Origin of the sequence: Paenalcaligenes hominis, assembly GCF_011927625.1 — a bacterium.
Classification (GTDB): domain Bacteria; phylum Pseudomonadota; class Gammaproteobacteria; order Burkholderiales; family Burkholderiaceae_B; genus Paenalcaligenes; species Paenalcaligenes hominis.
Genome location: NZ_JAATIZ010000002.1, coordinates 391,964 through 413,275, shown reverse-complemented (window position 1 = coordinate 413,275; position 21,312 = coordinate 391,964). Strand labels below are relative to the sequence as shown.

The window sequence follows — 21,312 nt, the reverse complement described above, 5'->3', positions numbered from 1 at the left end:
ACATGGGTACGGTGTTATTGGCTTTGCATTATCAAAACGAAGTGCTGCACGAGGAAGGCAAAATACGTGTAGGTATCGAGGCAAATAGCCCTGATCGCCAACGGGTGATTACCGCTGCAGCGAGTCTACTATCACAAGCTAGGCAGGCACATGTACCCATTGTGCATGTGCGTGTCGCCTATCGTCCTGATTATGCAGACTTAATCTGTAATGCTCCTATTCTAGAAGCCGTTAAGCAGATGGGAGCCATGCAGGATGGCAGTTGGGGCGCGCAGTTTTATACTGGGCTAGAGCCTTTGGCAAACCACTCTGCAGAATTTGTAGTAAGCCATAAGCGTATTAATGCGTTTTACGGGTCTGACCTTGAGGTGATTCTACGAAAGTTGAACGCGCAACGATTAGTTGTCGGTGGGGTTGCCACGCACTCTGTGGTGGAAAGCACCGTACGGCATGCCGTAGACATGGGGTTTGAGGTCATTGTGGCCGCCGATGCATGCGGGGCGCCACCCGAGGCCCATGCGAACGCTTTACAAAGTATGCGCTTAATTGCCAAGGTAGTGCCGCAATTAAGCGCGGCCGACTGGAATAAAAAGGTAAGCCAATGACTCAGAAAGTGGTTGTGGTGTCAGGTGGGACTCAGGGTATAGGTGCTGCGGTCGTGCAGCATTTTTTACTTGAAGGCGCTCACGTCATGGTCTTAGATAGAGACCTCGAAGCAGGCCAAGCCTTAGGTGTTGAGCTGAATGATTCGGCTTACCACTTTTTCCATGTCAATATTTGCGACGATAACGCGGTTGACCACGCTTTAGCCAGTATTCAGCATCAGTTTGGGCAAGTGGATTATTTAATTAATAACGCTTGTTCCTATAACGATGCCGGCTTAGCCTCTACTCGCGCACAATGGCATCAGACTCTGGATGTCAATTTAGTTTCAGCTGCGTTATTAACCCAAAAAGTGGTGCCGTTAATGCGGACAGGCAGCGTGATTATTAATTTAGGCAGTATTGGCGGCAAAATTGCTGGCGTAGGCCGACTGTTATATCCAGCCTCTAAAGCCGCATTATTGCAAATAACTAAAAACCTAGCGGCCGAGCTGGCGCCCCAAGGTATACGAGTGGTGGCTGTTTCCCCCGCATGGACGTGGTCGCCAGCCCTGTCTTCGATGGTGAAAGGAGACCGTTCACTCGCTAATGAGGTGGGCGCACAGGTGCACCCTTTAGGACGGGTAGCTGATGCAAGTGAAATTGCCGCTGTGATTGGGTTTTTGGTTTCACCACAAGCCAGTTGGATCACAGGCGTAGATATTCCTGTGGATGGGGGCTTTTCGGTATTAGGCCCCGACCAAGGCAAAGGGCCACGGTACTGGTTAGATCAAACCGCGAATCCAAAGGAGTAAAGAACATTGAAAAACAAAAACTATGACGTAGTGATTATAGGTAGTGGCTTAAATTCATTGGTGTGCGCTTTGCTATTAGCGAAGCGAGGCATTAAGCCCTTGGTACTAGAGCGCAAAGCCTCCTTTGGTGGCTGTATTCACACAACAGAGCTTTTTCCGGGGTATCACCACGAGCTAATGGCGTCGTGGTATCCCCTATTTTTAGGTGGCGGTGCCTACCAACGGATTCAAAGTGATTTGGCAAGTGTAGGCGTTGAGTTTTTAAACAATGGCTACACAACCGGTGTCATTACCCCGGCAGGACACAGCCTCGTCCTAAAACAAGATGTCGCGGATACGATTCAGCGCATCGACCAATTTGCACCAGGAGACGGGCAGGCGTTTAACGCGATGGTGAATGAGATTTTTGAGAAAAACGCCGAATTGCTATTTGGAATGCTGGGGAACTCTCCCTATAAATGGAGCACCTTTAAGTTGTTATATCAGCAATGGCGCAAACGAGGCCTGGATGACTTATTGGGGTTCGCGAAAGGCGCTCTTACACCATTTAGAACGTGGTCCCAACAGTACGTACAGCACCCCCAAACCAACGCGCTGATGGCGCCTTGGGTGCTGCATTCAGGTCTTGGGCCTCAAGACGCAGGCTCCGCATTGATAGGAAAGCTTACCTTTGCCGCCGTTGTGGCGGGTGGCATGCCAGTAGTAAAAGGGGGTGGTCAAAAACTCGTAGACGGGTTTGTACGCTTGATTCGACAACACGGTGGGGAGCTTTATAACCACGTCAATGTAGAACGTATTTTGCTTCAAAACGGTCGTGCAATAGGTGTTCAAAGTGGCCAAGACGCTTATTACGCCACCAAGGCTGTGGTGTGTAATGTGACACCCACCCAACTGTATGGCGTGTTATTGCACGATACCCCGCTAGAGACACAAAAAGCGGCGAGTACTTACCGCTACGGACGAGGAGCAATGCAGATCCACTTGGCCTTGAAAGAAAAGCCCCAGTGGGCAGATCCGGAGATGATCAATGTGCCGTTGCTGCATCTAGCCACCGACTTAGATCAGGTGTCTTTATCTGTGATGGAAGCCGAGTGCGGGCTAATCCCGCGTCAATCCACAATTGCCGTAGGCCAACCCGTGGCGGTAGACCCGAGTCGAGCACCAGAAGGGGGCTGGATTCTCTGGTTGCAAATTCAAGACATGCCAAGAGAACTAAAAGGGGATGCGGCGAATCAGATCGCTGTAGGGGCAGAGGGTTGGACACCTGAGGTTAAGGAGCACGTGGCTAACCGTATTATTAACCAACTCGCGCAACATATTCCTAATCTCGATGAAGCCATAATTGGGCGCCATGTTTTATCGCCCTACGATCTGTCTCAGTTAAATGTCAATTTAGTTGATGGCGATATTTATTCCGGCGCATGTTCTTTAGATCAGTTCTTTTGGTTTAGACCTTTTGCCAAGCAGGGCAAAGTAAAAGGCCATCACACGCCAGTCGCCAACGTCTATCACATTGGTGCATCCACCCACCCAGGTCCAGGCTTAGGGGGTGGCTCGGGCCTGTTAGTTGCTGATTTAATTAAATGAGGCAGTTAAGGTATACACTTAAAGATAAAGGTGGTTAAAGCCCCAGTTCTTGTGCTAATCTGTCAGCTTATAGTCAGTTTTATTACGCTGTTTAGGGCAAAGTACTTGCCCACAGGAGATTTCCATGATTTCTAAGCGTCTAGCTCGTTTTGCAGCTGTAGCCGTTTTGGCTTTTTCCACCGTTGTGATGATGACGGCATCCTTTGATGCCGAGGCACGTCGCATGGGAGGCGGTAAGAGCTTTGGACGTCAATCGTCCAATGTGATGCAGCAACGTCAGGCGGTGCAACCGCCTGCTGCTACCAATCGCAGTGCCACACCGGCCAATGCCAATGCCGCACGTAGTGGTGCTGCTGCTCAGCCCAAAAGCGGGTTTTCTCGCTTTTTAGGCCCGATCGCCGGTATTGCGGCAGGTTTGGGTATTGCCGCTTTGCTATCTAGCCTAGGTTTAGGTGGGGCATTACTCGAAGCCTTATCCAGTGCTGTCCTTATTGCATTGGTTGTCTTTGCTGTCATCTTTGTAGTGCGTCGTTTACGCGGTGGTAGCGCTCGACCCGCTACGCAGTCTGCGGGGCAGGCCTCGCCCATGTACCGCGACTCAACGCCACAAATGCCAGCCAACGCGTCAGCGCAAAACGCTTCGTTCCAAGCTGAGCCCATGGCCGATTTAGGCACGGCTACTGAACCGGTTCAGGCGATTGATCCGTCTTGGTTTATTCCTGCCGACTTCGATATCACTAGCTTCTTGAACAACTCAAAACAACAGTTTCGTCATATTCAAGAGCTCTGGGATCAGGGCAACCCTGCCGCACTAAGCGAATACTTAACCGACGACTTGCTTAAAGAGCTCACGCCCGAGATCTTGGCTCGCGAAGGCGCCCAACATACACAAATCGTGTTGCTAAATGCTGAATTGCTTGGCATTGAAAAAGTCACCGATGGGCATTTAGCTAGCGTGCGTTATTCAGGTATGTTGCGTGAAGACCCCAACTCCGAAGCCTTCAGTTTTGAAGAGGTTTGGAATCTTTACAAGGCAGATAATACAGGTTGGTTGTTGGCAGGTATTCAGCAAATCGACACAAATAACTAATGTGTAGGTCTACGGGTTAAACTAAGGCTTTATTCCAACATATAGGTGGACTGTGTCTTTGCCAACCCTATTTGCTTCACTGCCTTTACCAGCCGCTATGCGCCCCACTGCTTTAGTAGTGCGGGCGCTTAATGCTGTCTTAAGCCGCGAGCCATGGGCTCAGCAACGCTTGGCTCAGTATGCAGGCCGCACGCTGAAATGCACGTTTGGCTCACTGCCTTTATCATTAAGCTTCACGCATGCGGGTCAACTTAACTTGACTGACTCAGCCGTAATGGCTGATGTGGAACTACGTATTCCTACCTCTCATATTAGTCAGCTTCCTGCTGCGTTTGCTAGTTCAGACCCTGACGCGGTGCTTGCTTTAGTGCATATCCAAGGGGATGCTGGTCTAGCCAATGCGGTGGCTCAGGTTGTTTCTCAATTGCGCTTCGATCCAGAGGCAGAAATTGCCCGTTTTACCGGTGATCTTCTCGCGGTACGCATAGTGGCTTCGCTTAAGCACCTTATGACATCAGGCCAACGTACCGCTCAACAACTAGAGGGTAATGTGGCTGAGTTTTTAGGCGAGGAAAGTGGTGTGTTAGTCAGCCGCGATTATTTAGTTATTTGGCAAGATCAATTGCAGTATTTAGACCAAAAGCTCGCTCTGCTTGAACAGCGTACCAGTCAGCTTAACGTTCAACAAAAAGGATAGACGATGCTCAGAATTAATCGTTTCCTTTTTATTATGTGCATCGTGTTTAAATACCGTCTTGATGAACTTGTGCTATCTAGCATTCGTCATCCATTGGCGGCTCGTTTATTACGTTGGGTACGTTTGGGCCGCCGGCCTAAATACAGCCGTGGGGTGCGCTTACGTTTGGCATTAGAGTCATTAGGCCCTGTATTTGTAAAATTTGGTCAGGTGCTCTCTACTCGGCGTGACTTAATTCCTGCCGATGTAGCCATTGAGCTTGCTCTACTGCAAGACCGCGTGCCTCCGTTTTCTTCTCAGCTTGCCGCCCAAACGGTAGAGAAAGCGCTTGGCGCATCGCCCCACACTATTTTTAAGCATTTTGAAGTCGATCCGGTGGCTTCTGCGTCTATTGCTCAGGTTCACTTTGCCATTTTGCACGACGGCCGCGAGGCCGCCGTTAAGGTGTTACGTCCTGGCATGCGCGAGGTCATCGTTAAAGACTTAGCGCTAATGCGCACCTTTGCCAATTTGGCGCATCGTTTAATGGCTGATGCGCGACGCTTACGACCTCGCGAGGTCGTGGCCGAGTTTGAAAAGTATCTGCATGACGAACTTGACCTCATCCGCGAAGCCTCCAACTGCAGTCAGCTGCGCCGCAATTTTTCTATTGAGTCTGGCCGAGCCGAACTGCTCATTGTGCCCGAGGTCTATTGGGATTACTGCGCAACTAACGTCTTAACGATGCAGCGCATGAAAGGGATCCCCGTCAGTCAGGTCGAACGTTTACGCGAGGCCGGTGTAGACCTAAAAGATCTCGCGCGTAAAGGGGTAGAAATTTTCTTTAGCCAGGTGTTTAGCGACGGGTTTTTTCACGCCGATATGCACCCAGGCAATATTTATGTTTCTGATGACCCTGCTACGCTTGGTCGTTATATTGCGCTTGATTTTGGTATAGTTGGGTCCTTATCCGAGTTTGATAAAAACTACTTAGCGCAAAATTTTTTGGCTTTTTTCCAACGCGATTACAGACGTGTGGCGCAACTCCATATAGAATCAGGGTGGGTCCCGCCTGACACGCGGGAAGAAGAGCTAGAAGGGGCCGTGCGAGCCGTCTGCGAGCCGTACTTTGACCGCCCCCTATCGCAAATCTCATTGGGGCAAGTACTTCTGCGTTTGTTCCAAACCTCTAGACGCTTTAATGTGGAAATTCAGCCACAACTGGTGTTGTTGCAAAAAACCCTATTAAATGTCGAAGGCATGGGGCGCGACTTAGACCCAGAGTTAGATTTATGGGATACCGCTAAACCGTATTTGGAAAACTGGATGCGGCAACGTATTGGTTTACCCGGTTTAAAACAACGTCTAACTCAAGAAGCAGGCCAGTGGTCGCAAATGCTCCCTCAATTGCCTCGACTGGTATTTGAAAACTTAAGCCGCCCAGACCATACCCCCTATATAAAGCAAGAGCTTCAACGACTGCGCTTAGCGCAACAGCAGCAAAATAAAGTCTTGATGGTGCTATGTGGGGTACTTGCTGTAGCAATAGTCGTTGGGCTGTGGGCGTTAGTGCGCTAACACAGTTACGGCGGCCAAGTTTCTTTGTTATTAACTCAAGTATTAGACCTATTTACAACATTTCGGTGACCGCAGCTAATACTTGTCATGCGGTGGTGTAAGCATTGTGTCTTGTTACCACGCCTAGATTCATAAGGATGACTATGCTTTACCCAGAACTCTTTAAATCCATGGAAGCCGTTCGATGGAACATGGCACATGATATTCCCTGGGACGAGTTTGATGGTAGTAAGCTAACCGACGAACAAGCTTACACCATTAAGATGAACGCCATTACCGAATGGGCGGCTTTGCCAGCGACAGAAATGTTTATGCGCGACAACCGCGACGATAGCGATTTTTGTGCGTTTATGTCGGTGTGGTTTTTTGAAGAACAAAAACACTCTTTAGTGTTGATTGAATATTTGCGTCGTTTTAGACCCGAGCTTGTCCCCACTGAAGAAGAGCTGCATAAAGTACGCTTCGAATTCGATCCAGCACCTGCAATGGAAACATTGATGTTGCACTTTTGTGGTGAGATTCGCTTAAACCATTGGTATAGACGTGCTGCCGATTGGCACACCGAGCCCGTTATTAAAGCCATTTACCAAATTGTGGCCCAAGACGAGGCCCGTCATGCAGGCGCTTATTTACGTTATATGCGTCGTGCTTTAAAGTTGGGTGGTACCGAACAGTCCGAGCTGGAAACACGGTTGGCTTTTTCTAAAATTGGGGTCTTAATGGCTTCAGCGCACCGTACCGCACAAGCCCTTCACCCCACCAACTTACACGTCAACAAGGCCATGTTCCCTAACGATACCGTTCAGTCCAAGCTGCCTTCACCAGGCTGGCTTGAAAACTGGCTCGACAATCAAATTTGCTTTGATAAAGAATGGGAAGGGCGTGTTAGCACGCGTATCTTGCACAACATGTCATTGTTAATGGGTGAAGACTTCGAGTCTGCGGCCTCATTAAACCGTTATCGCAAAGAGCTGACTCGCAAAATAGTTACTCCCTAATATGCCTTGCTTTGATAAAAAAATTCTCACCCAAGAGGCATTAGTGGCGGCCGTCCAATCAGGGCAGCTGCCACGCCCTTTAGTCTTTACAAATGGCGTGTTTGATATTTTGCACCGGGGCCATGTTAGCTATTTAGATGCAGCGGCACAGTTAGGTGCAAGCTTAGTGGTTGCGGTGAACTCAGATTCCTCAGTACGTACGCTAAATAAAGGCAAAGAGCGGCCGCTTAATAGCGAGCAAGATCGTTGCGCCTTACTGGCTGCCTTAAGCTCTACGACGTATGTGACTGTTTTTAATGAACACACACCCGAAGCCCTGATTGCGTTACTACGCCCTGATTTAATCGTTAAGGGCGGTGACTACGATATGGAAGCCCTAGCAGAAACGCATTTAGTTCGCAGCTGGGGGGGTGACGCGATAGCCATTCCCATCGAACACAACCGCTCTACAACAGACTTAGTACAAAAAATACGCGCCAGCTAAGGTGTAGGCTCTAAAAGTTGGTTAAGCTCTAGCAGGTCATTTTCCTGAAGTAGACCCGCCGCATTTTTTAAATTAAGCCCATGTAGCAAGGTGTTATAGCGTGCTTGGGCTAAAGCTCGTTGGGTTTCGTACAGCTGTTGCTGCGCGTTAAGCACATCACTGGTGATGCGTACCCCTATTTCATAAGCGGTTCGATTGGCTTGAACGGATTGAAGGCTAGAGCGCTCTGCGGCTTCTAGGGCTTGCACCGCTAGCAGCCCACTTTCTACCCCTGAGTAGTGGATCTGAGCGGCTTCTGTGGCAGCACGGCGTGCATTTTCCTGTTCGGAAAGGCGTTGTTGTAATAGCGATGCGTTTTCACGTACTTTTGAGTCAATCGCACCACCCTTATATAACGGAATGCTCAGTTCAATCCCTATGCTGCTGTCTAGCGCACGTGGCCGGGTATTTGGCCCATAGACCCCCATGGTGTTTTGGCTACCACTGCGTGCTTGCAGCGATATAGTAGGGGAGTGCTCACGTTGATTGGCTTCTAGTTGGTGCTGCTGTGCTTGCACCGCAAGGCGGCGCTGTATGAGTTCGAGATTGTGGCTTTGGGCTTGATACACCCATGCGTCCGCGTTTTGTGGTTCGGGTTTTGGTAGCTGAATGGGGTCGCGTAGTGGGGCTAGCTGATAAATAGGCAAGCCAGTAATACGCGCTAAGTGTTGACGTCTGTTTTCTAATTGCTGACGGGTTTGAATCAATTGCGCATTAATTAAGTCCAGTCGTGACTGCGCTTCGTAGGTATCAGTAATCGTAGCCCCGCCTAACTCAAACGCCAGTTGTGCCGACTGGAGCTGCTGAGTAATGGCGTCGTGTTGGGCTTGTAAAGAGATCAGGCTGTCTTGAGCTGCTAACACATCAAAATAGGCTGTGCTTAAACGCAGCACTAGGTCGTTTTTGGCATTATCCAACGCAAACACAGCACTGGCTGCTAACAACTTAGAGCGCTCGAGCAGAGCGACCGCTGATAGATCAAGCAGCGGCTGGCTAAGACGCAGTTGCCATTGATTAGCGTTCGATTGTTGGCCTTGGTTTAACCGACTAGCACGACGTAAATCGTTGCGTTGCAGGCTAGTTACGGCATCCACCGAGGGAAGAAGCTGAGCCCTGGCTTGGTTGATTTGCTCTTGAGATGCCAGAGTTTGTGCTTGTTGGGCGGCATAGATGGGGTCGCTATGCTGGGCAGACTGCCACGCCTGCCATAAGTCGAGTGACGGCGCGGCAACACTAAGGGTAGTCCACAAGGCCAAGGTAAAAACACAAAGCAGCCGCATCATTGCATTAGAAATGAAAGCGAGAAACACGGCTGCCGCGCAAAGGCTTGATTACCGTATCGAATAAAGGGGTGGTCTCGAAACTGGCTGCGCTGGTGCGGGTAATGCGTATGGCGGTCATGATGGGGTTGGTGCCTACTACGGCTACCAAGCGTCCACCAATACAAAGTTGATATTTCAGTGCATCCGGTACAGTGGGCACAGAGCCGGTGAGCAAAATAGCATTGTACTCTGTGGTGCCCCAGCCTTCGTGAGCATCACCAGTTTCAACAATCACATTTTGAATATGTTGGCGTTGTAAGTTGTCAGTGGCAAACGCGGCTAGGGTGCTATTGATTTCAACCGAGGTGACTTGCTGAGCTAATTGAGCTAAGAGGGCGGCCTGATAGCCTGAGCCAGTGCCAATTTCCAACACACCGTCGCTAGGGCTGAGTTCAAGACTAAGCGCTAAACGGGCTTCGATAACTGGTTTGAGCATGTATTCATTGGTGTCAACAGAGTCAATCACCAAAGGCACTTCAGTATCAGCAAATGCCATGGCTTTATAAGCAGGAGGCACGAAGTTTTCACGAGGTGTTTGCATAAGTGCCTGCAAAACCTTTTCATCTTCTACGTACCAAGGGCGAATTTGTTGCTCAACCATGTAATAGCGGGCAAGTTCCAGTTCAGACAGCGCGTTTATATTCATAGCAGTTAATAATTAGCAGGACAATCAAAAATAGGACAGTTCGTAACGAGCTGTCATACTACGTATTATGCCTTGATCTAGGCGACTATGGACACTGGGTCACATAGAGGAATCATAACCTGTAACAAGGTACTAACATTAGCGACCGCAATAGGAGTGAATTGCGTGAAATCCATATGGGCGCCCGTGTTTGCATTATCTGAAATCGAGCGAATACAAATAAAAGGGACTTGGTTTAAATAACAAACTTGAGCAATGCTTGCGCTTTCCATTTCGCAGGCTAGGGCGGAAAAATGCTCATGCAGGGCCTTGGCTTGATCTGGATTGGCAATAAATTGATCACCTGTCACGATTCTACCGATGAAATGATCGTGCTGGGCAATATGAATGGCTGCTTGGCGTGCTAGCTCAAGCAACCGTTCGTCTGTTTTAAAGTCAAACACGTCTAACCGGAATAGCTGACCACGCTCTAAACCCAAAGGGCTAAGATCCATATCGTGCTGTACGAGGCTATCCGCGATGACAAGATCGCCTGGCTTAATGGCGTGCCCTAGGCCGCCTGCTACCCCTATGTTAATCAGCTGCGTAATGTGAAACTCAGAAATAAGTATCTGGGAACATAAGGCAGCATTGACCTTGCCTACACCACAAATGACAGCGACTACCGGGCGGCCAGCGTAATGACCGACATGAAAATCCATACCTGCACGGTGGACCGTGCGTTCATTAACAAGCGATTGCAAGATCACTTCAAGCTCTTCTTGCATGGCAACAATAATGCCAGTTAAGGGATGACTCATTGTGATAAAAACAAAAAATAAGTGACCACCTGTTTAGGTGGTCGCTAGGTGGATTAAAGGCTAGGTTTCCACCAAGCATGGAAATGATTAACTGGACCATGCCCTGAGCCAACGCTTAGGTCGCCTGAGCGCGCAATGGCCTTATAGAGGTATTCTTTGGCTATTTTAGCGGCTTGAATGGCATTATCGGTTTGGGGTAGTAGCCCAGCGAGTGCCGCCGATAGGGTGCAGCCCGTACCATGCGTATTTTTGGTTTGAATACGATGGGCTGGCATTTCCACCATTTGGTCTCCGTTGTAGAACAAATCGGTACAATCAGAGCCAGGCAGATGGCCGCCTTTAAGAAAAACCCAACGGTCTCCTTTATCGGCCATTAAACGACGCAGTTTTTCTGCTACGCCATACATTTCTTTTAGGGTCTCAGCAGGACGCATATCAAGCAGTACACCGGCCTCTGGAAGATTAGGCGTGATGACGGTGGCTAAAGGAAGCATGGCTTCGCGCATAGCGGCTGTTGCGGCCTTTTCTAGTAAATGATCGCCGCTTTTAGCGACCATAACCGGATCGACAACAAGATGAGGCGGTTGCCAACGGCTGAGGCAATCTACTACCGTGGTGATAACGGCCTCTTGGCCTAGCATGCCAATTTTGACCGCATCAATTCGTACGTCCTCAAACAGCACATCGATTTGTTGCTTGATAAAACTTAGGTCAATGGGATAAATGCCCTTAACCCCTTGTGTGTTTTGTGCGGTGAGTGCGGTAACGACACCTGTGCCATAGGCACCAACGGCGCTCATGGCTTTGATGTCAGCTAACACGCCAGCCCCGCCAGAGGGGTCAACCCCGGCAATGGATAAAGTATTAGGGATAATCGTAGACATGTTAACGAGAGTGAATTAAACCTTCGGTAGGAGAGCTTGGATCGGCATCATAGTATTTACGTGGGATGCGACCTGCCAAATACGCTTGACGGCCAGCCAGTACACCGTGTTTCATGGCCGCTGCCATTAAGATCGGATCTTTAGCCCCTGCAATGGCGGTATTCATAAGGATGCCATCGCAACCCAATTCCATAGCGACGGTAGCATCGGATGCGGTACCCACCCCTGCGTCCACTAAAACAGGCACAGAAGATTGATCAATAATTAAACGTAAATTCCACGGGTTGATAATGCCCATGCCTGAACCAATTAACGACGCTAAAGGCATAATAGCAATGCAGCCGATGTCTTCTAGCATTTTGCATTGAATCGGATCATCGGCACAGTAAACCATTACATCAAACCCTTCGTCCACCAGCACTTTTGCTGCTTTCAACGTTTCAGGCATGTTAGGAAACAAGTTGTCAGGGTCGCCGAGGACTTCCAGTTTAACTAAGTTATGACCGTCTAAGAGCTCACGCGCGAGACGTAATGTACGAACGGCGTCGTCGGCGGTATAGCAGCCCGCTGTATTAGGCAGTAAAGTGAACTCAGAAGGGGGGACAAAGTCGAGTAAACTGGGCTGATTGGGGTCTTGGCCAATATTAGTACGACGGATGGCGACCGTAATAATTTCAGCGCCACTGACATCAATTGCCTTGCGCGTCTCGTCAAAATCTTTGTATTTGCCTGTGCCCACGAGTAAGCGGGAGGAGTAGGTTTTACCTGCGATCACAAACGGATCGGTTGAGGTTGTGTGGCTCATAATAAAGTACGTCTGAAAAGAGAAATCGTTACAGCTATCACTGCTAGATACTAAGCATAAACGATTTAATGGATTTCAACCTGAAAATAAGCACATTTCACTGAGCATCTCACTAAAATTCAATTGCTGCATTGCGGCAAAACAGAACGAGGTGGCGCTTCAGATCGCAGCATGCAGGTGGTTCATACGGGGCGTTTTTCTACTACACTTTGTGCTCTTACTGCTCACATGAATGTGATAGGTTAAACACGCTAAAATTATCCGACACTAAGCAATCCACAAACACGATGAATTTACTAGCGGAAAAGGCCATAGAATGAGTACGGCGTCATCCAACGCAGCCACGCTGCGCAGAAAAACATTGGGGAATTTTTTACGTGAAGCGCGCGCTCATGTTCAACCCCAAGATTGGGGGTTACCAACGGGAACGCGTCGTCGTACCCCCGGGCTGCGCCGCGAAGAGGTCGCTCAGTTATGCGCAATTAGTGTGACGTGGTATACCTGGATTGAACAAGGGCGTGATGTATCCATTTCCTCGACCGTTTGCGCTCGTTTAGCCAAAACCCTCAAGCTATCGCGGGCTGAGCGTCATTATTTGTTCGAGCTCGCTGAGTGTACTGACCCCGAGGCTGGGCGCGCCGAGCTAAAGCCTTTACCGCAGGGGTTAAGTGATTGTGTAGATCATATTGTGGCACCCGCTTATATTTTAGATCGGAGCTGGAATGTCCTAGCACGGAATACGGCGTTATTAGAATTGTTCGATGGGTGGCCAGACAATAGCGAGAAACCCAATTTACTGCGCTATATCTTTACTGATCCGGCTGCACGAGACTTAGTGGTCGATTGGGAGCGACGTGCTCAACGTGTGGTCGCTGAGTTCCGCGCAGATGTGGGGGCTCATGTTGATGAGCCAGAGCTGCGTGCCGTTGTAGCCGAACTTCAAGAACAAAGTCAGGTGTTTGCTCAATGGTGGGGACGCCAGCAAGTCACCGAGCGCGAAGGAGGGGTGCGTGAATTTAATCACCCCATCCACGGGGGACGGGTCTATCAACAGTTTACATTCAGGCTAGCTGTGCGTAGTGATTGCAAACTGGTGATGTTATTACCCGTACTTTAGGTGCAATGGGGAGTCAAATTCGGCTTAGCGGAATCACCCGTGGCGCAGGTCTTTCTGCAGAGACGGCTTCGCTTTGCTCTTCGTCCTCGCCAAAACGAGGTGTGGCTGGGTCCAGCGTGAAGTCTTGGCTGTCAAAAGCGGTATCACCCGTTGGGTCTGGGGTGCCAGTAGCCCGTAAGCCACTAAAATCGAACAACTCTCGATCCATCAGGTGAGAAGGTACTACCGAGTTTAAGGCACCAAAGACATTCCAAGTACGACCGGGGAATTTTTGATCCCATTCTGCGATCATGCGGTTGGCTTCTTGGCGTTTTAAGTTTTCTTGAGATCCACATAAATTGCAGGGAATAATAGGGAACTCACGTAACTTGGCATAGGCAATTAAATCTTTTTCTGCTACGTATGCTAAGGGGCGAATCACAATATGTTGACCATTATCGGACTGCAACTTGGGTGGCATTGCTTTTAAGCGACCACCGTAAAATAAGTTGAGGAAAAAGGTCGCTAAAATGTCGTCACGATGATGACCTAAAGCAATTTTTGTCGCCCCTAGCTCTTCGGCAACCCGATACAAAATGCCGCGACGAAGACGCGAGCATAACGAACAGTATGTTTTGCCTTCGGGTATCACACGGGTCACGATCGAGTAGGTGTCTTGGGTTTCAATATGGTAGGGCACACCAATGCCTTCCAAGTAGCTAGGTAGCACGTCATCTGGAAAGCCGGGCTGTTTTTGATCAAGGTTTACCGCCACGATATCGAAATGGATCGGTGCACGGGCCTTTAGCTTAAGCAAAATATCCAATAGACCATACGAGTCTTTACCACCGGATAAGCAAACCATAACCTTGTCACCGTCTTCAATCATGTTGAAGTCAGCAATAGCGCGGCCGGTTTCCCGTAATAAGCGTTTTTCTAGTTTGTTGTTCTCGTGCTTTTGTTTGAGTTCGGCTTTAGTGGGGAAGTCGTGAGTAGGAGCCATAAGAGTTAGCGGGTAAGTTCAAGTTCAATACCGACGCCGGCGCAGTCGGAAAAGGCTTGGGGTTTACTGATGCGTAGGTGAACGCGACGAATACTAGGGAATTGCTGCAAAATGGTTTGAGCCGTATGCTCGATAAGCGTTTCTAAAAGATTGACGTGCTGATGGGTACAGCAATCAATAATGGTTTGACGCAGTTGCCTATAGTCTAAAACGCTATCAATGTCTTTGTCATTACTGGGTTGCGTCACGACCGTATCAAACTCTGCATTCACATAGATAGGCTGCGTAGCACGTAGCTCATGCTCTAGGATCCCGATGCGTGCGGCAATAACTAGCTGATCAATAAATATGCGACGCATAAAAGGGGGGGTAATCATAAAACTACAATTCCAAAATTAAAGCAGGCTGAAGTCTTGCTGTAGCCCTAAGAGGTGTTGGCCCGCGTCAACGACAATACAACTGCCCGTTAGACTAGGGGTTTGCAGAATATAGAGTACAGTACGGCAAATGTCTTCGGCGCGACTGCCATAGCCCAGTGGGGAAATTTTATGGGTGCGCTCAAAGTCTTCAGCACTTTGTAAATGGCTTGGCAGGGTTAGGCCCGGCGCAATGCCAACCACTCGTACATGTGGAGCCAACGCTTGGGCCATCATTGTTGTGGCCGCTTTCAAGGCAGCCTTGCATAAGGTGTACGAGAAAAAATCAGGATTGTAGCTCCAAAGCTTTTGATCTAACAGGTTTATTGCAACCACAGGCTCATTTTGTGGTTTTTGTGTGCCCAGTGCATTGATCAGCTCTAATGGGGCAATGAGGTTTGCCCCCAGATGCTCGTGCAGGCAAGCCGCAGAGAAATCAGCCGCATGATCGTACTCAAAGCGGGCGGCATTATTAATAAGTGCTTGGATAGGCCCCATGCGCTCGTGCACAGCCTGCATTAATGTTAAACCTGCCTGAGGTTGGTTCAGATCAGCGTTGAATAGTTCGCAGCGCACACCCAGGTCGCGCAAGGTCGCCGCCGTTTGCTCAGCATCGGTTTGCGATTGGTGATAGTGCAACGCAATATCCCATCCGTTTTCGGCCAGGCTTAATGCAATATGTTGACCCAAGCGCTTAGCGGCGCCAGTAACAAGGGCGGTTTTACGTGACGTCATGATTGGGCGATAAGTTCAAAATGATCGGCAACCGGTGCGGCTAAGGTCACTTCATATTGACGGAGTTCATCACCACGAAAAACCGTTAGCGTTACAGTATCTTGGGCTTGGTAGCGCGCAAGTAGCTGCTGGAGTTGTTGCGATGAGCGGATACGCAGACGATCGAGGGCAATTAACACGTCACCAGCAGAAAGCCCCGCCTGATGTGCTGCCCCAAACTCGTACACGGTGGCAATGCTTACTTCGGCAGCGCTGTCTTTTAATCGCACATTTAAGGTGGGGGTAGCGTCTTTAACAACGGCTTTTAGCTCAATGTTGTGCAACGCAAAGAGCTCTGCTAAAGGAGGATCCTCACGGCCTTCCGCATAGCGCGTAATGAGATCGGAGACATCCACGCCGGTTGCCTCGAAGATTAGCTCTGGCATGGCATTTTCAGCAACACCTACTGGTTTGCCTCGGTAAAAATCACGCCCATAGCGTTGCCACATTAAGCGCATAACATCATCTAGGCTGTGTTGTCGTTGACTGTGATGTTGGATATAAAGATCTAAAGCTAAGGCAACCAACGCCCCTTTGCTGTAATAGCTAACTAGCGCATTGGGCGAGTTTTCGTCTTGCTTGTAAAACCGCGTCCATGTATCAAATGAACTTTCTGCGGTGGATTGTTTCAGTCTGCCCCCGGTGCGATGTACAAGGCCAATCACATGGGCTTGGCGTTCTAAAAAAGTGTTTTGATCAATGACTCCTGAACGCCACAGCATGAGTTCATCGTAATAAGAAGTGAAGCCCTCAAAAACCCACAAAAGTCGAGTGTGATTCTCGCGTAGTAAATCGTAAGGGGCAAAAGCCGCCGGTTTGATGCGTTTCACATTCCATGTGTGAAAGTACTCGTGACTGACCAACCCTAAGAAATCTTGATAGCCTTTGGTCTTTGTATTGGTGTCGCAATGCAAGGTAGGTAAGTCGTGTCGCGCTGCCATAAGCGCCGTAGAGCTACGGTGCTCTAGACCCCCATACCCATCTGCAGTGACTAAGGTCATGAACACATAGCGGTCTGAACTATCTAGCACAGGAACTTCATGAGTGCTGGGCTCAAACAAGGCAATTTGGGTTTCACAAATTTGTTTTACGTCAGCGGCAATACGTTTTAAATCAATGTTGGGTATGAAGCCAGTAAAAACCAGTTCGTGAGTCACACCGTAGGCGTCAAAGGCAATGTAGTAGGGGGTGCCTAACTCGAAAGGATGATCAATCAGCGCATCATAGTCTGGTGCGACGTACAACCCAAACCCATGACGTTGTGCAGCTTCAGGGTGACCTTTGGCTTCGGGTAGACTGGTGTAAACCTTCCAGTCGTTTTTATTTTGAGGGGGGCTAAGATGGACAAAGCAGGGCTGCGATTCTTGACCTGCTACGCCCAAGAAAACGCTTGTACCATTAAAAAAGGCATGGCTGTCATCGACGTGGGCGCTGCGTACTGACAAATCCCACGCGTAGATCACATACTCGACCTCTAAAACCCCCGAGCAGGGCTCGCAACGCCATTCATGGTTGGCGACTTTCTGTATGTCTAGAGGACGATTTCCACAAAAAGCCTGAATGTTTTCTATTTGGCGACTAAAATCGCGTAATAAGTAACTGCCAGGAATCCAAGCCGGCAGAAAAAGAGTCTGACCTGTCGGGTTGGGATGAGGAATACGTAAACGTACATGAATGCGATGCCCGTTAAGGTCATCAAAGCGTAAGCGATAAAGAATGTGATCGTGTTCCATCATTTCATTTTACGTAAATAATTGGAGGCAATGTGAGTGAATCGTTAGTGCGAGTTGAAACTCGAGGCCGCGTAGGCGTTTTAACACTAAACCGTCCTCAGGCTTTGAATGCCCTTAGTAATGATCTGATAGCCGAATTGGCTCAGGCGGCAGCTCAGTTTGATGCTGATCCGAATATCAGTGTAATGATCATTACAGGCAATGAGAAGGCATTCGCTGCCGGAGCCGATATAGGCAAGATGGCGCAGTGGAATTTTAGCGATGTCTATAATGACGACTACTTAGGGGGGCCGTGGCAGGCGTTACGTCGCTTGCGCAAACCCGTGATAGCTGCTGTCGCTGGCTATGCACTGGGCGGAGGTTGCGAGCTAGCGATGCAATGCGACCTGATAGTGGCTGCAGAGAACGCACGCTTTGGTCAGCCTGAAATTAAATTAGGGGTCATTCCTGGATACGGAGGCACACAACGGTTAACTCGTGCCTTAGGTAAGGCAAAAGCCATGGATTTAATTTTAACAGGGCGCATGGTAAATGCTGAAGAGGCGGACGCCCTTGGTTTAGTGTCGCGCGTCGTCGCAACAGAAACCCTGATGGACGAAGCCATGCAACTGGCTGAAACCATTGCCGGCATGTCGTTGCCGTCGGTCATGATGGCCAAGGAATGTGTAAACCGTGCATTTGAGAGCAGCCTCGAAGAAGGTCTACATTTTGAGCGGCGCAATTTCCATGCGCTGTTTGGCACCGAAGATCAAAAAGAGGGCATGGCGGCTTTTGTAGAAAAGCGTCAACCTCAGTTTAAAAATAAATAAATTGAAACTCTGGCTCAAGCCCTTGATTTTAAGGCTTTTTAGTAGGGTTTGAGTCAGGAAACCTTGGTGTGTAACGCTAAATTGGTTGTTTTTTGTTATACAAAAATGAAATCAGATTTGCTTACATCAAAAAAATAAAGCTATACTTCATGGGCTTGACACCGACGGCCTGTCTTCTGGTACTCCCTATTTAGCGCGAAAAGGTGTGATTTTAAACGCTTTTTGCTAGTTTTATTAGGAACGACTAAGATATGCAGCGGGTCAACAAACCTACTCAAACTGTAAAGCAGATGCCAACAGTTGAAAGTCAAACAGATACTGAAGCCATCGTACTAACGCCAGAGCAACGTGCTCGTTTAGCAAAGCGCTCTTCATTAGGCATAGTAAAGATATTAACTGCGCAAGCATTTTTGGCTTTAGTCGTAGTGGTCATATCGTGGTGGCTGGGTGGTAACGAAGCGGCAGTATCAGCATTAGTTGGTGCTGGGGCTTATTTCTTACCAAATTCTCTATTTGCCGTGCGATTACTAATAGGGCTGATGGGCGGAGCCAATGCGACAGCTATGTCCTTTTTTTGGGGCGAAGCACTCAAATTGGGTTCAGCTATAGCCATTTTAGGTGTGGCTGCATGGCAATTTAGCGACTGGTTAGTTTGGCCCGCATTGTTGTTTGGTTTGATAGGTGTTTTAAAAGGATACGTAGTGCTGCTTGCGTTGGGCAAGCTGCCTTAATAGTTTGGCTTAGGCCTTTAACATAACAGGGTAATAACAGATGGCTGCCGCAAGTACTAATACGCCTCAGTCAGATTACATCCAACACCACCTTGTGCACTTAAATAGTACTGGTGCCAAGCAGGATGTACTCGCTAACTTCAGCATAATCAACTATGACTCCGTTTTTTGGTCGTTATTGACAGGCCTAATTGCTGTCTATGTTATGTATCGTGCTGCACGCACTGCGACGCCAGGCGTACCAGGGCGCTTCCAAACCGCTATTGAAATGCTTGTTAGCTGGGTAGACGATCAGGCTAAATCTATTGTGCTGAATGCTGAGTCGCGCAAATTCGTTGCTCCACTCGCTTTAACCGTTTTTCTTTGGGTCGTTCTGATGAACGTGCTCGACTTATTGCCTGTTGATTTACTGCCTTGGACCTTAGCAACCACTGGTCTAGGTGCCGAGCCAGGCGATCCTCTGTACTACCATCGCATTTTACCTACTGCTGATTTGAACGTACCCATGGGTATGTCCCTAGGTGTATTGCTGCTCACCTTGTACTACAGCATTAAAATTAAGAAGCCAGGTGGTTTCGTCAAAGAACTCTTTACTGCTCCCTTTTCTTTCGGTGGGATTGCAGGTGTATTGCTTTCACCCTTTAACGTACTTTTGAACCTCATTGAGTACGGAGCAAAGACCGTATCCCTAGGGATGCGACTATTCGGCAACATGTTTGCTGGTGAATTGGTTTTCATGTTGATCGCCTTATTGGGTGGTGCATGGACAGGGTTTAATGGCGCAAGCATAGGCTTGGGTATTGGCCATGTATTAGCGGGTTCTGTGTGGGCTATCTTCCACATCCTAATCGTGCTTTTACAGGCGTTTATTTTCATGATGCTGACTTTGGTTTATATCGGTCAAGCTCACGAAAGCCATTAATCAGTTTCCGGGTCTTGGTCGGTCACCGAGACTCGGGATGCAGAATTCTTCTGCTACGCCGTTTTTTTGTAATTTTGAACTCATAAGCTTTTTAACCAAGGAGTTGTCATGACCAACGTTGCTTTCGTTGCCCTTGCTTGCGGTATTATCGTCGGTCTGGGTGCGTTTGGTGCCAGTATCGGTATCGCCTTAATGGGTGGTAAGTACCTAGAAGCCTCTGCTCGTCAGCCAGAGCTAATGAACGCATTGCAAACCAAAATGTTCCTTTTAGCAGGTCTAATTGATGCGGCCTTCCTAATCGGTGTTGGTATTGCTATGTTGTTTGCGTTCGCTAACCCATTTGTTGGTTAATTGCGGCGCGGGTCCGCTGCCCCTAAGGCGGACAGGCAGTCGTGAGCGGTGCTCATAAGCGCGCCGCAAGCGGCTTGATTAGATGGTGTCAGGTAGCACAATAGTACCGGACACGAGTGGTATATAAGGGAAACGACCGTGAATTTAAACGCGACTCTCTTTTTTCAGATGATCGTGTTTTTCGTCTTAGCATGGTTTACGATGAAATTCGTATGGCCTCCTTTGACAAAAGCAATCGATGATCGTCGCCAGAAAATTGCTGATGGTCTAGCCTCTGCCGAAAAAGGCAAAGCTGACCTAGCACAAGCTCAGGCACGTATTAGTCTGATGGAAGCATCCGCAAAGTCTGATAACCATTCGCGCTTGGTCGAAGCTGAAAAGCAAGCTGCTGCGCTAATCGAACAGGCTCGCCATGAGGCAGAAGCGGAAAAAGCGCGCATTATTGCGCAAGCTCAACTCGATGCCGCACAAGAAGTGCAACGCTTACGTGATACATTGCGTAGCGAAGTGGCGGTATTGGCAGTTAAAGGCGCTGAGCAGATCCTGCAACGCGAAGTTGACTCCAAAGCGCATGCCCAGCTGCTTGAGCAGCTAGAGGCTGAACTTTAATCTGAAGGCAGGCCATGGCTGAACTATCGACTATTGCCAGACCTTACGCTGAGGCTCTCTTTGCGTCCGTGCGCACAGAGGGTACGCTGGAGCAGTGGTCGGCCCTGTTGTCCGAAATGGCTCAGGTGGCCGGTCACCCAGAGGTTAGCGAGGTCCTGACTACACCAGGTATCACTAACCAACAGCGTTACGAGCTGTTTACAGGTCTGATGAAAACCCCGCTTACAGATAAAGCGCGGAACTTTCTCGAATTACTCATAGATAATGGGCGTTTAACTGTAGTACCCAATATCTACGAAGAATTCGAGGCATTGAAACACCAACTCGAAGGCTCTGAGTTGGCGCAAATTACAAGCGCCTTTGAATTAAGCCCCGAGCAACTTAACAAACTTGTTAGTGCTCTAGAAAAGAAGTTTGGCTTGAAACTTATACCCGAGGTGACCGTGGACGCTGCTCTGATCGGTGGTGTACGCGTAATGGTTGGTGACCAAGTACTTGACACTTCCGTGCAGGCCCAGCTGGCCCGCATGCGCGACACACTGGCAGCTTGATCGCCGGCCAGA

24 protein-coding genes are annotated in these 21,312 nt (G+C 48.9%); 15 read left to right on the top strand and 9 right to left on the bottom strand.

What is annotated here, in order from left to right:
- Positions 1–2: 2 nt before the first annotated feature.
- The 8 genes from GGR41_RS06030 to GGR41_RS05995 all read left to right on the top strand — a co-directional run bounded on the left by GGR41_RS06030 (position 3) and on the right by GGR41_RS05995 (position 7,809).
- Complete coding sequence (locus GGR41_RS06030) at positions 3–605, top strand: cysteine hydrolase family protein (protein WP_167661067.1); 603 nt, start codon at positions 3–5, stop codon at positions 603–605.
- Complete coding sequence (locus GGR41_RS06025) at positions 602–1,396, top strand: SDR family oxidoreductase (RefSeq protein ID WP_167661066.1); 795 nt, start codon at positions 602–604, stop codon at positions 1,394–1,396. The genes GGR41_RS06030 and GGR41_RS06025 overlap by 4 nt, the downstream gene beginning before the upstream one ends.
- Before the next feature lie 6 nt (positions 1,397–1,402).
- Positions 1,403–2,983, top strand: coding sequence for a phytoene desaturase family protein (locus GGR41_RS06020; protein WP_167661065.1), 1,581 nt, complete (start codon positions 1,403–1,405; stop codon positions 2,981–2,983).
- A gap of 124 nt (positions 2,984–3,107) precedes the next feature.
- The gene (locus GGR41_RS06015; protein ID WP_167661064.1) at positions 3,108–4,073 is read left to right on the top strand and encodes a Tim44 domain-containing protein; all 966 of its coding nucleotides are present in this window, start codon (positions 3,108–3,110) and stop codon (positions 4,071–4,073) included.
- A gap of 52 nt (positions 4,074–4,125) precedes the next feature.
- On the top strand, positions 4,126–4,770 hold the full coding sequence (locus GGR41_RS06010; RefSeq protein ID WP_167661063.1) for a ubiquinone biosynthesis accessory factor UbiJ: 645 nt from the start codon (positions 4,126–4,128) through the stop codon (positions 4,768–4,770).
- A gap of 3 nt (positions 4,771–4,773) precedes the next feature.
- On the top strand, positions 4,774–6,327 hold the full coding sequence (gene ubiB, locus GGR41_RS06005) for a ubiquinone biosynthesis regulatory protein kinase UbiB (protein ID WP_167661062.1): 1,554 nt from the start codon (positions 4,774–4,776) through the stop codon (positions 6,325–6,327).
- Positions 6,328–6,470: 143 nt separating this feature from the next.
- Complete coding sequence (locus tag GGR41_RS06000; RefSeq protein ID WP_077734410.1) at positions 6,471–7,325, top strand: ferritin family protein; 855 nt, start codon at positions 6,471–6,473, stop codon at positions 7,323–7,325.
- A 1-nt stretch (position 7,326) separates the two neighbouring features.
- On the top strand, positions 7,327–7,809 hold the full coding sequence (locus GGR41_RS05995; RefSeq protein ID WP_167661061.1) for an adenylyltransferase/cytidyltransferase family protein: 483 nt from the start codon (positions 7,327–7,329) through the stop codon (positions 7,807–7,809).
- On the opposite strand, the gene GGR41_RS05990 is transcribed toward GGR41_RS05995, so the two are convergent.
- The 5 genes from GGR41_RS05990 to GGR41_RS05970 form a co-directional block, all read right to left on the bottom strand.
- Complete coding sequence (locus GGR41_RS05990; RefSeq protein WP_167661060.1) at positions 7,806–9,131, bottom strand: TolC family outer membrane protein; 1,326 nt, start codon at positions 9,129–9,131, stop codon at positions 7,806–7,808. The genes GGR41_RS05995 and GGR41_RS05990 overlap by 4 nt on opposite strands.
- 4 nt (positions 9,132–9,135) lie before the next feature.
- Complete coding sequence (locus GGR41_RS05985; protein ID WP_167661059.1) at positions 9,136–9,816, bottom strand: protein-L-isoaspartate O-methyltransferase family protein; 681 nt, start codon at positions 9,814–9,816, stop codon at positions 9,136–9,138.
- Positions 9,817–9,893: 77 nt separating this feature from the next.
- Positions 9,894–10,616 carry a 5'-methylthioadenosine/adenosylhomocysteine nucleosidase gene (locus GGR41_RS05980; RefSeq protein WP_167661058.1) on the bottom strand — a complete coding sequence of 241 codons (723 nt, stop codon included), beginning with the start codon at positions 10,614–10,616 and terminating at the stop codon, positions 9,894–9,896.
- A gap of 53 nt (positions 10,617–10,669) precedes the next feature.
- Entirely contained in the window at positions 10,670–11,500 is an 831-nt protein-coding gene (gene thiD, locus GGR41_RS05975) for a bifunctional hydroxymethylpyrimidine kinase/phosphomethylpyrimidine kinase (protein WP_167661057.1), read from the bottom strand.
- Position 11,501: 1 nt separating this feature from the next.
- Entirely contained in the window at positions 11,502–12,305 is an 804-nt protein-coding gene (locus GGR41_RS05970) for a thiazole synthase (protein ID WP_077734415.1), read from the bottom strand.
- 316 nt (positions 12,306–12,621) lie between these two features.
- Between GGR41_RS05970 and GGR41_RS05965 the strand changes: the two genes are divergently transcribed.
- Positions 12,622–13,422 (top strand): helix-turn-helix transcriptional regulator, encoded by an 801-nt coding sequence (locus GGR41_RS05965; protein ID WP_167661056.1) that lies wholly within the window; start codon positions 12,622–12,624, stop codon positions 13,420–13,422.
- 13 nt (positions 13,423–13,435) lie between these two features.
- Here GGR41_RS05965 and ttcA read toward each other — a convergent pair whose 3' ends face one another.
- The 4 genes from ttcA to GGR41_RS05945 are packed head-to-tail and all read right to left on the bottom strand — an operon-like array spanning position 13,436 to position 17,327.
- Positions 13,436–14,404: a tRNA 2-thiocytidine(32) synthetase TtcA gene (gene ttcA, locus GGR41_RS05960; protein WP_167661055.1), complete on the bottom strand. Its 969-nt coding sequence runs from the start codon at positions 14,402–14,404 to the stop codon at positions 13,436–13,438.
- A 5-nt stretch (positions 14,405–14,409) separates the two neighbouring features.
- Positions 14,410–14,781, bottom strand: coding sequence for a dihydroneopterin aldolase (locus GGR41_RS05955; protein ID WP_167661054.1), 372 nt, complete (start codon positions 14,779–14,781; stop codon positions 14,410–14,412).
- An 18-nt stretch (positions 14,782–14,799) separates the two neighbouring features.
- Positions 14,800–15,555, bottom strand: coding sequence for an SDR family oxidoreductase (locus GGR41_RS05950; protein ID WP_167661053.1), 756 nt, complete (start codon positions 15,553–15,555; stop codon positions 14,800–14,802).
- Positions 15,552–17,327, bottom strand: a complete 1,776-nt coding sequence (locus GGR41_RS05945) for a M61 family metallopeptidase (protein WP_167661273.1) — start codon at positions 17,325–17,327, stop codon at positions 15,552–15,554. Before GGR41_RS05945 ends, GGR41_RS05950 begins: the two co-directional genes overlap by 4 nt.
- A 32-nt stretch (positions 17,328–17,359) precedes the next feature.
- Between GGR41_RS05945 and GGR41_RS05940 the strand changes: the two genes are divergently transcribed.
- The 6 genes from GGR41_RS05940 to GGR41_RS05915 all read left to right on the top strand — a co-directional run bounded on the left by GGR41_RS05940 (position 17,360) and on the right by GGR41_RS05915 (position 21,300).
- Positions 17,360–18,136 carry an enoyl-CoA hydratase gene (locus GGR41_RS05940; protein ID WP_167661052.1) on the top strand — a complete coding sequence of 259 codons (777 nt, stop codon included), beginning with the start codon at positions 17,360–17,362 and terminating at the stop codon, positions 18,134–18,136.
- A 251-nt stretch (positions 18,137–18,387) separates the two neighbouring features.
- Entirely contained in the window at positions 18,388–18,867 is a 480-nt protein-coding gene (locus tag GGR41_RS05935) for an ATP synthase subunit I (protein WP_244951438.1), read from the top strand.
- A 40-nt stretch (positions 18,868–18,907) separates the two neighbouring features.
- Positions 18,908–19,789, top strand: coding sequence for a F0F1 ATP synthase subunit A (gene atpB / locus GGR41_RS05930; protein ID WP_167661051.1), 882 nt, complete (start codon positions 18,908–18,910; stop codon positions 19,787–19,789).
- A gap of 108 nt (positions 19,790–19,897) precedes the next feature.
- Positions 19,898–20,140, top strand: coding sequence for a F0F1 ATP synthase subunit C (atpE, locus tag GGR41_RS05925; protein WP_077734422.1), 243 nt, complete (start codon positions 19,898–19,900; stop codon positions 20,138–20,140).
- 138 nt (positions 20,141–20,278) lie between these two features.
- Positions 20,279–20,749, top strand: coding sequence for a F0F1 ATP synthase subunit B (locus GGR41_RS05920; RefSeq protein ID WP_077734423.1), 471 nt, complete (start codon positions 20,279–20,281; stop codon positions 20,747–20,749).
- 14 nt (positions 20,750–20,763) lie between these two features.
- Positions 20,764–21,300 (top strand): F0F1 ATP synthase subunit delta, encoded by a 537-nt coding sequence (locus GGR41_RS05915; protein WP_077734424.1) that lies wholly within the window; start codon positions 20,764–20,766, stop codon positions 21,298–21,300.
- Positions 21,301–21,312: the final 12 nt, after the last annotated feature.

Coding starts and splice junctions, on each gene's coding strand:
- ttcA (WP_167661055.1), bottom strand. CDS start 14,404: ATGGCTCCTACTCACGACTTCCCCACTAAAGCCGAACTCAAACAAAAG.
- GGR41_RS05955 (WP_167661054.1), bottom strand. CDS start 14,781: ATGATTACCCCCCCTTTTATGCGTCGCATATTTATTGATCAGCTAGTT.
- GGR41_RS05935 (WP_244951438.1), top strand. CDS start 18,388: ATGCAGCGGGTCAACAAACCTACTCAAACTGTAAAGCAGATGCCAACA.
- atpB (WP_167661051.1), top strand. CDS start 18,908: ATGGCTGCCGCAAGTACTAATACGCCTCAGTCAGATTACATCCAACAC.
- GGR41_RS06000 (WP_077734410.1), top strand. CDS start 6,471: ATGCTTTACCCAGAACTCTTTAAATCCATGGAAGCCGTTCGATGGAAC.
- GGR41_RS05965 (WP_167661056.1), top strand. CDS start 12,622: ATGAGTACGGCGTCATCCAACGCAGCCACGCTGCGCAGAAAAACATTG.
- GGR41_RS05945 (WP_167661273.1), bottom strand. CDS start 17,327: ATGGAACACGATCACATTCTTTATCGCTTACGCTTTGATGACCTTAAC.
- GGR41_RS06025 (WP_167661066.1), top strand. CDS start 602: ATGACTCAGAAAGTGGTTGTGGTGTCAGGTGGGACTCAGGGTATAGGT.
- GGR41_RS05995 (WP_167661061.1), top strand. CDS start 7,327: ATGCCTTGCTTTGATAAAAAAATTCTCACCCAAGAGGCATTAGTGGCG.
- GGR41_RS06015 (WP_167661064.1), top strand. CDS start 3,108: ATGATTTCTAAGCGTCTAGCTCGTTTTGCAGCTGTAGCCGTTTTGGCT.
- GGR41_RS06030 (WP_167661067.1), top strand. CDS start 3: ATGGGTACGGTGTTATTGGCTTTGCATTATCAAAACGAAGTGCTGCAC.
- GGR41_RS05915 (WP_077734424.1), top strand. CDS start 20,764: ATGGCTGAACTATCGACTATTGCCAGACCTTACGCTGAGGCTCTCTTT.
- GGR41_RS05990 (WP_167661060.1), bottom strand. CDS start 9,131: ATGATGCGGCTGCTTTGTGTTTTTACCTTGGCCTTGTGGACTACCCTT.
- GGR41_RS05970 (WP_077734415.1), bottom strand. CDS start 12,305: ATGAGCCACACAACCTCAACCGATCCGTTTGTGATCGCAGGTAAAACC.
- atpE (WP_077734422.1), top strand. CDS start 19,898: ATGACCAACGTTGCTTTCGTTGCCCTTGCTTGCGGTATTATCGTCGGT.
- GGR41_RS05950 (WP_167661053.1), bottom strand. CDS start 15,555: ATGACGTCACGTAAAACCGCCCTTGTTACTGGCGCCGCTAAGCGCTTG.
- GGR41_RS05985 (WP_167661059.1), bottom strand. CDS start 9,816: ATGAATATAAACGCGCTGTCTGAACTGGAACTTGCCCGCTATTACATG.
- ubiB (WP_167661062.1), top strand. CDS start 4,774: ATGCTCAGAATTAATCGTTTCCTTTTTATTATGTGCATCGTGTTTAAA.
- thiD (WP_167661057.1), bottom strand. CDS start 11,500: ATGTCTACGATTATCCCTAATACTTTATCCATTGCCGGGGTTGACCCC.
- GGR41_RS05980 (WP_167661058.1), bottom strand. CDS start 10,616: ATGAGTCATCCCTTAACTGGCATTATTGTTGCCATGCAAGAAGAGCTT.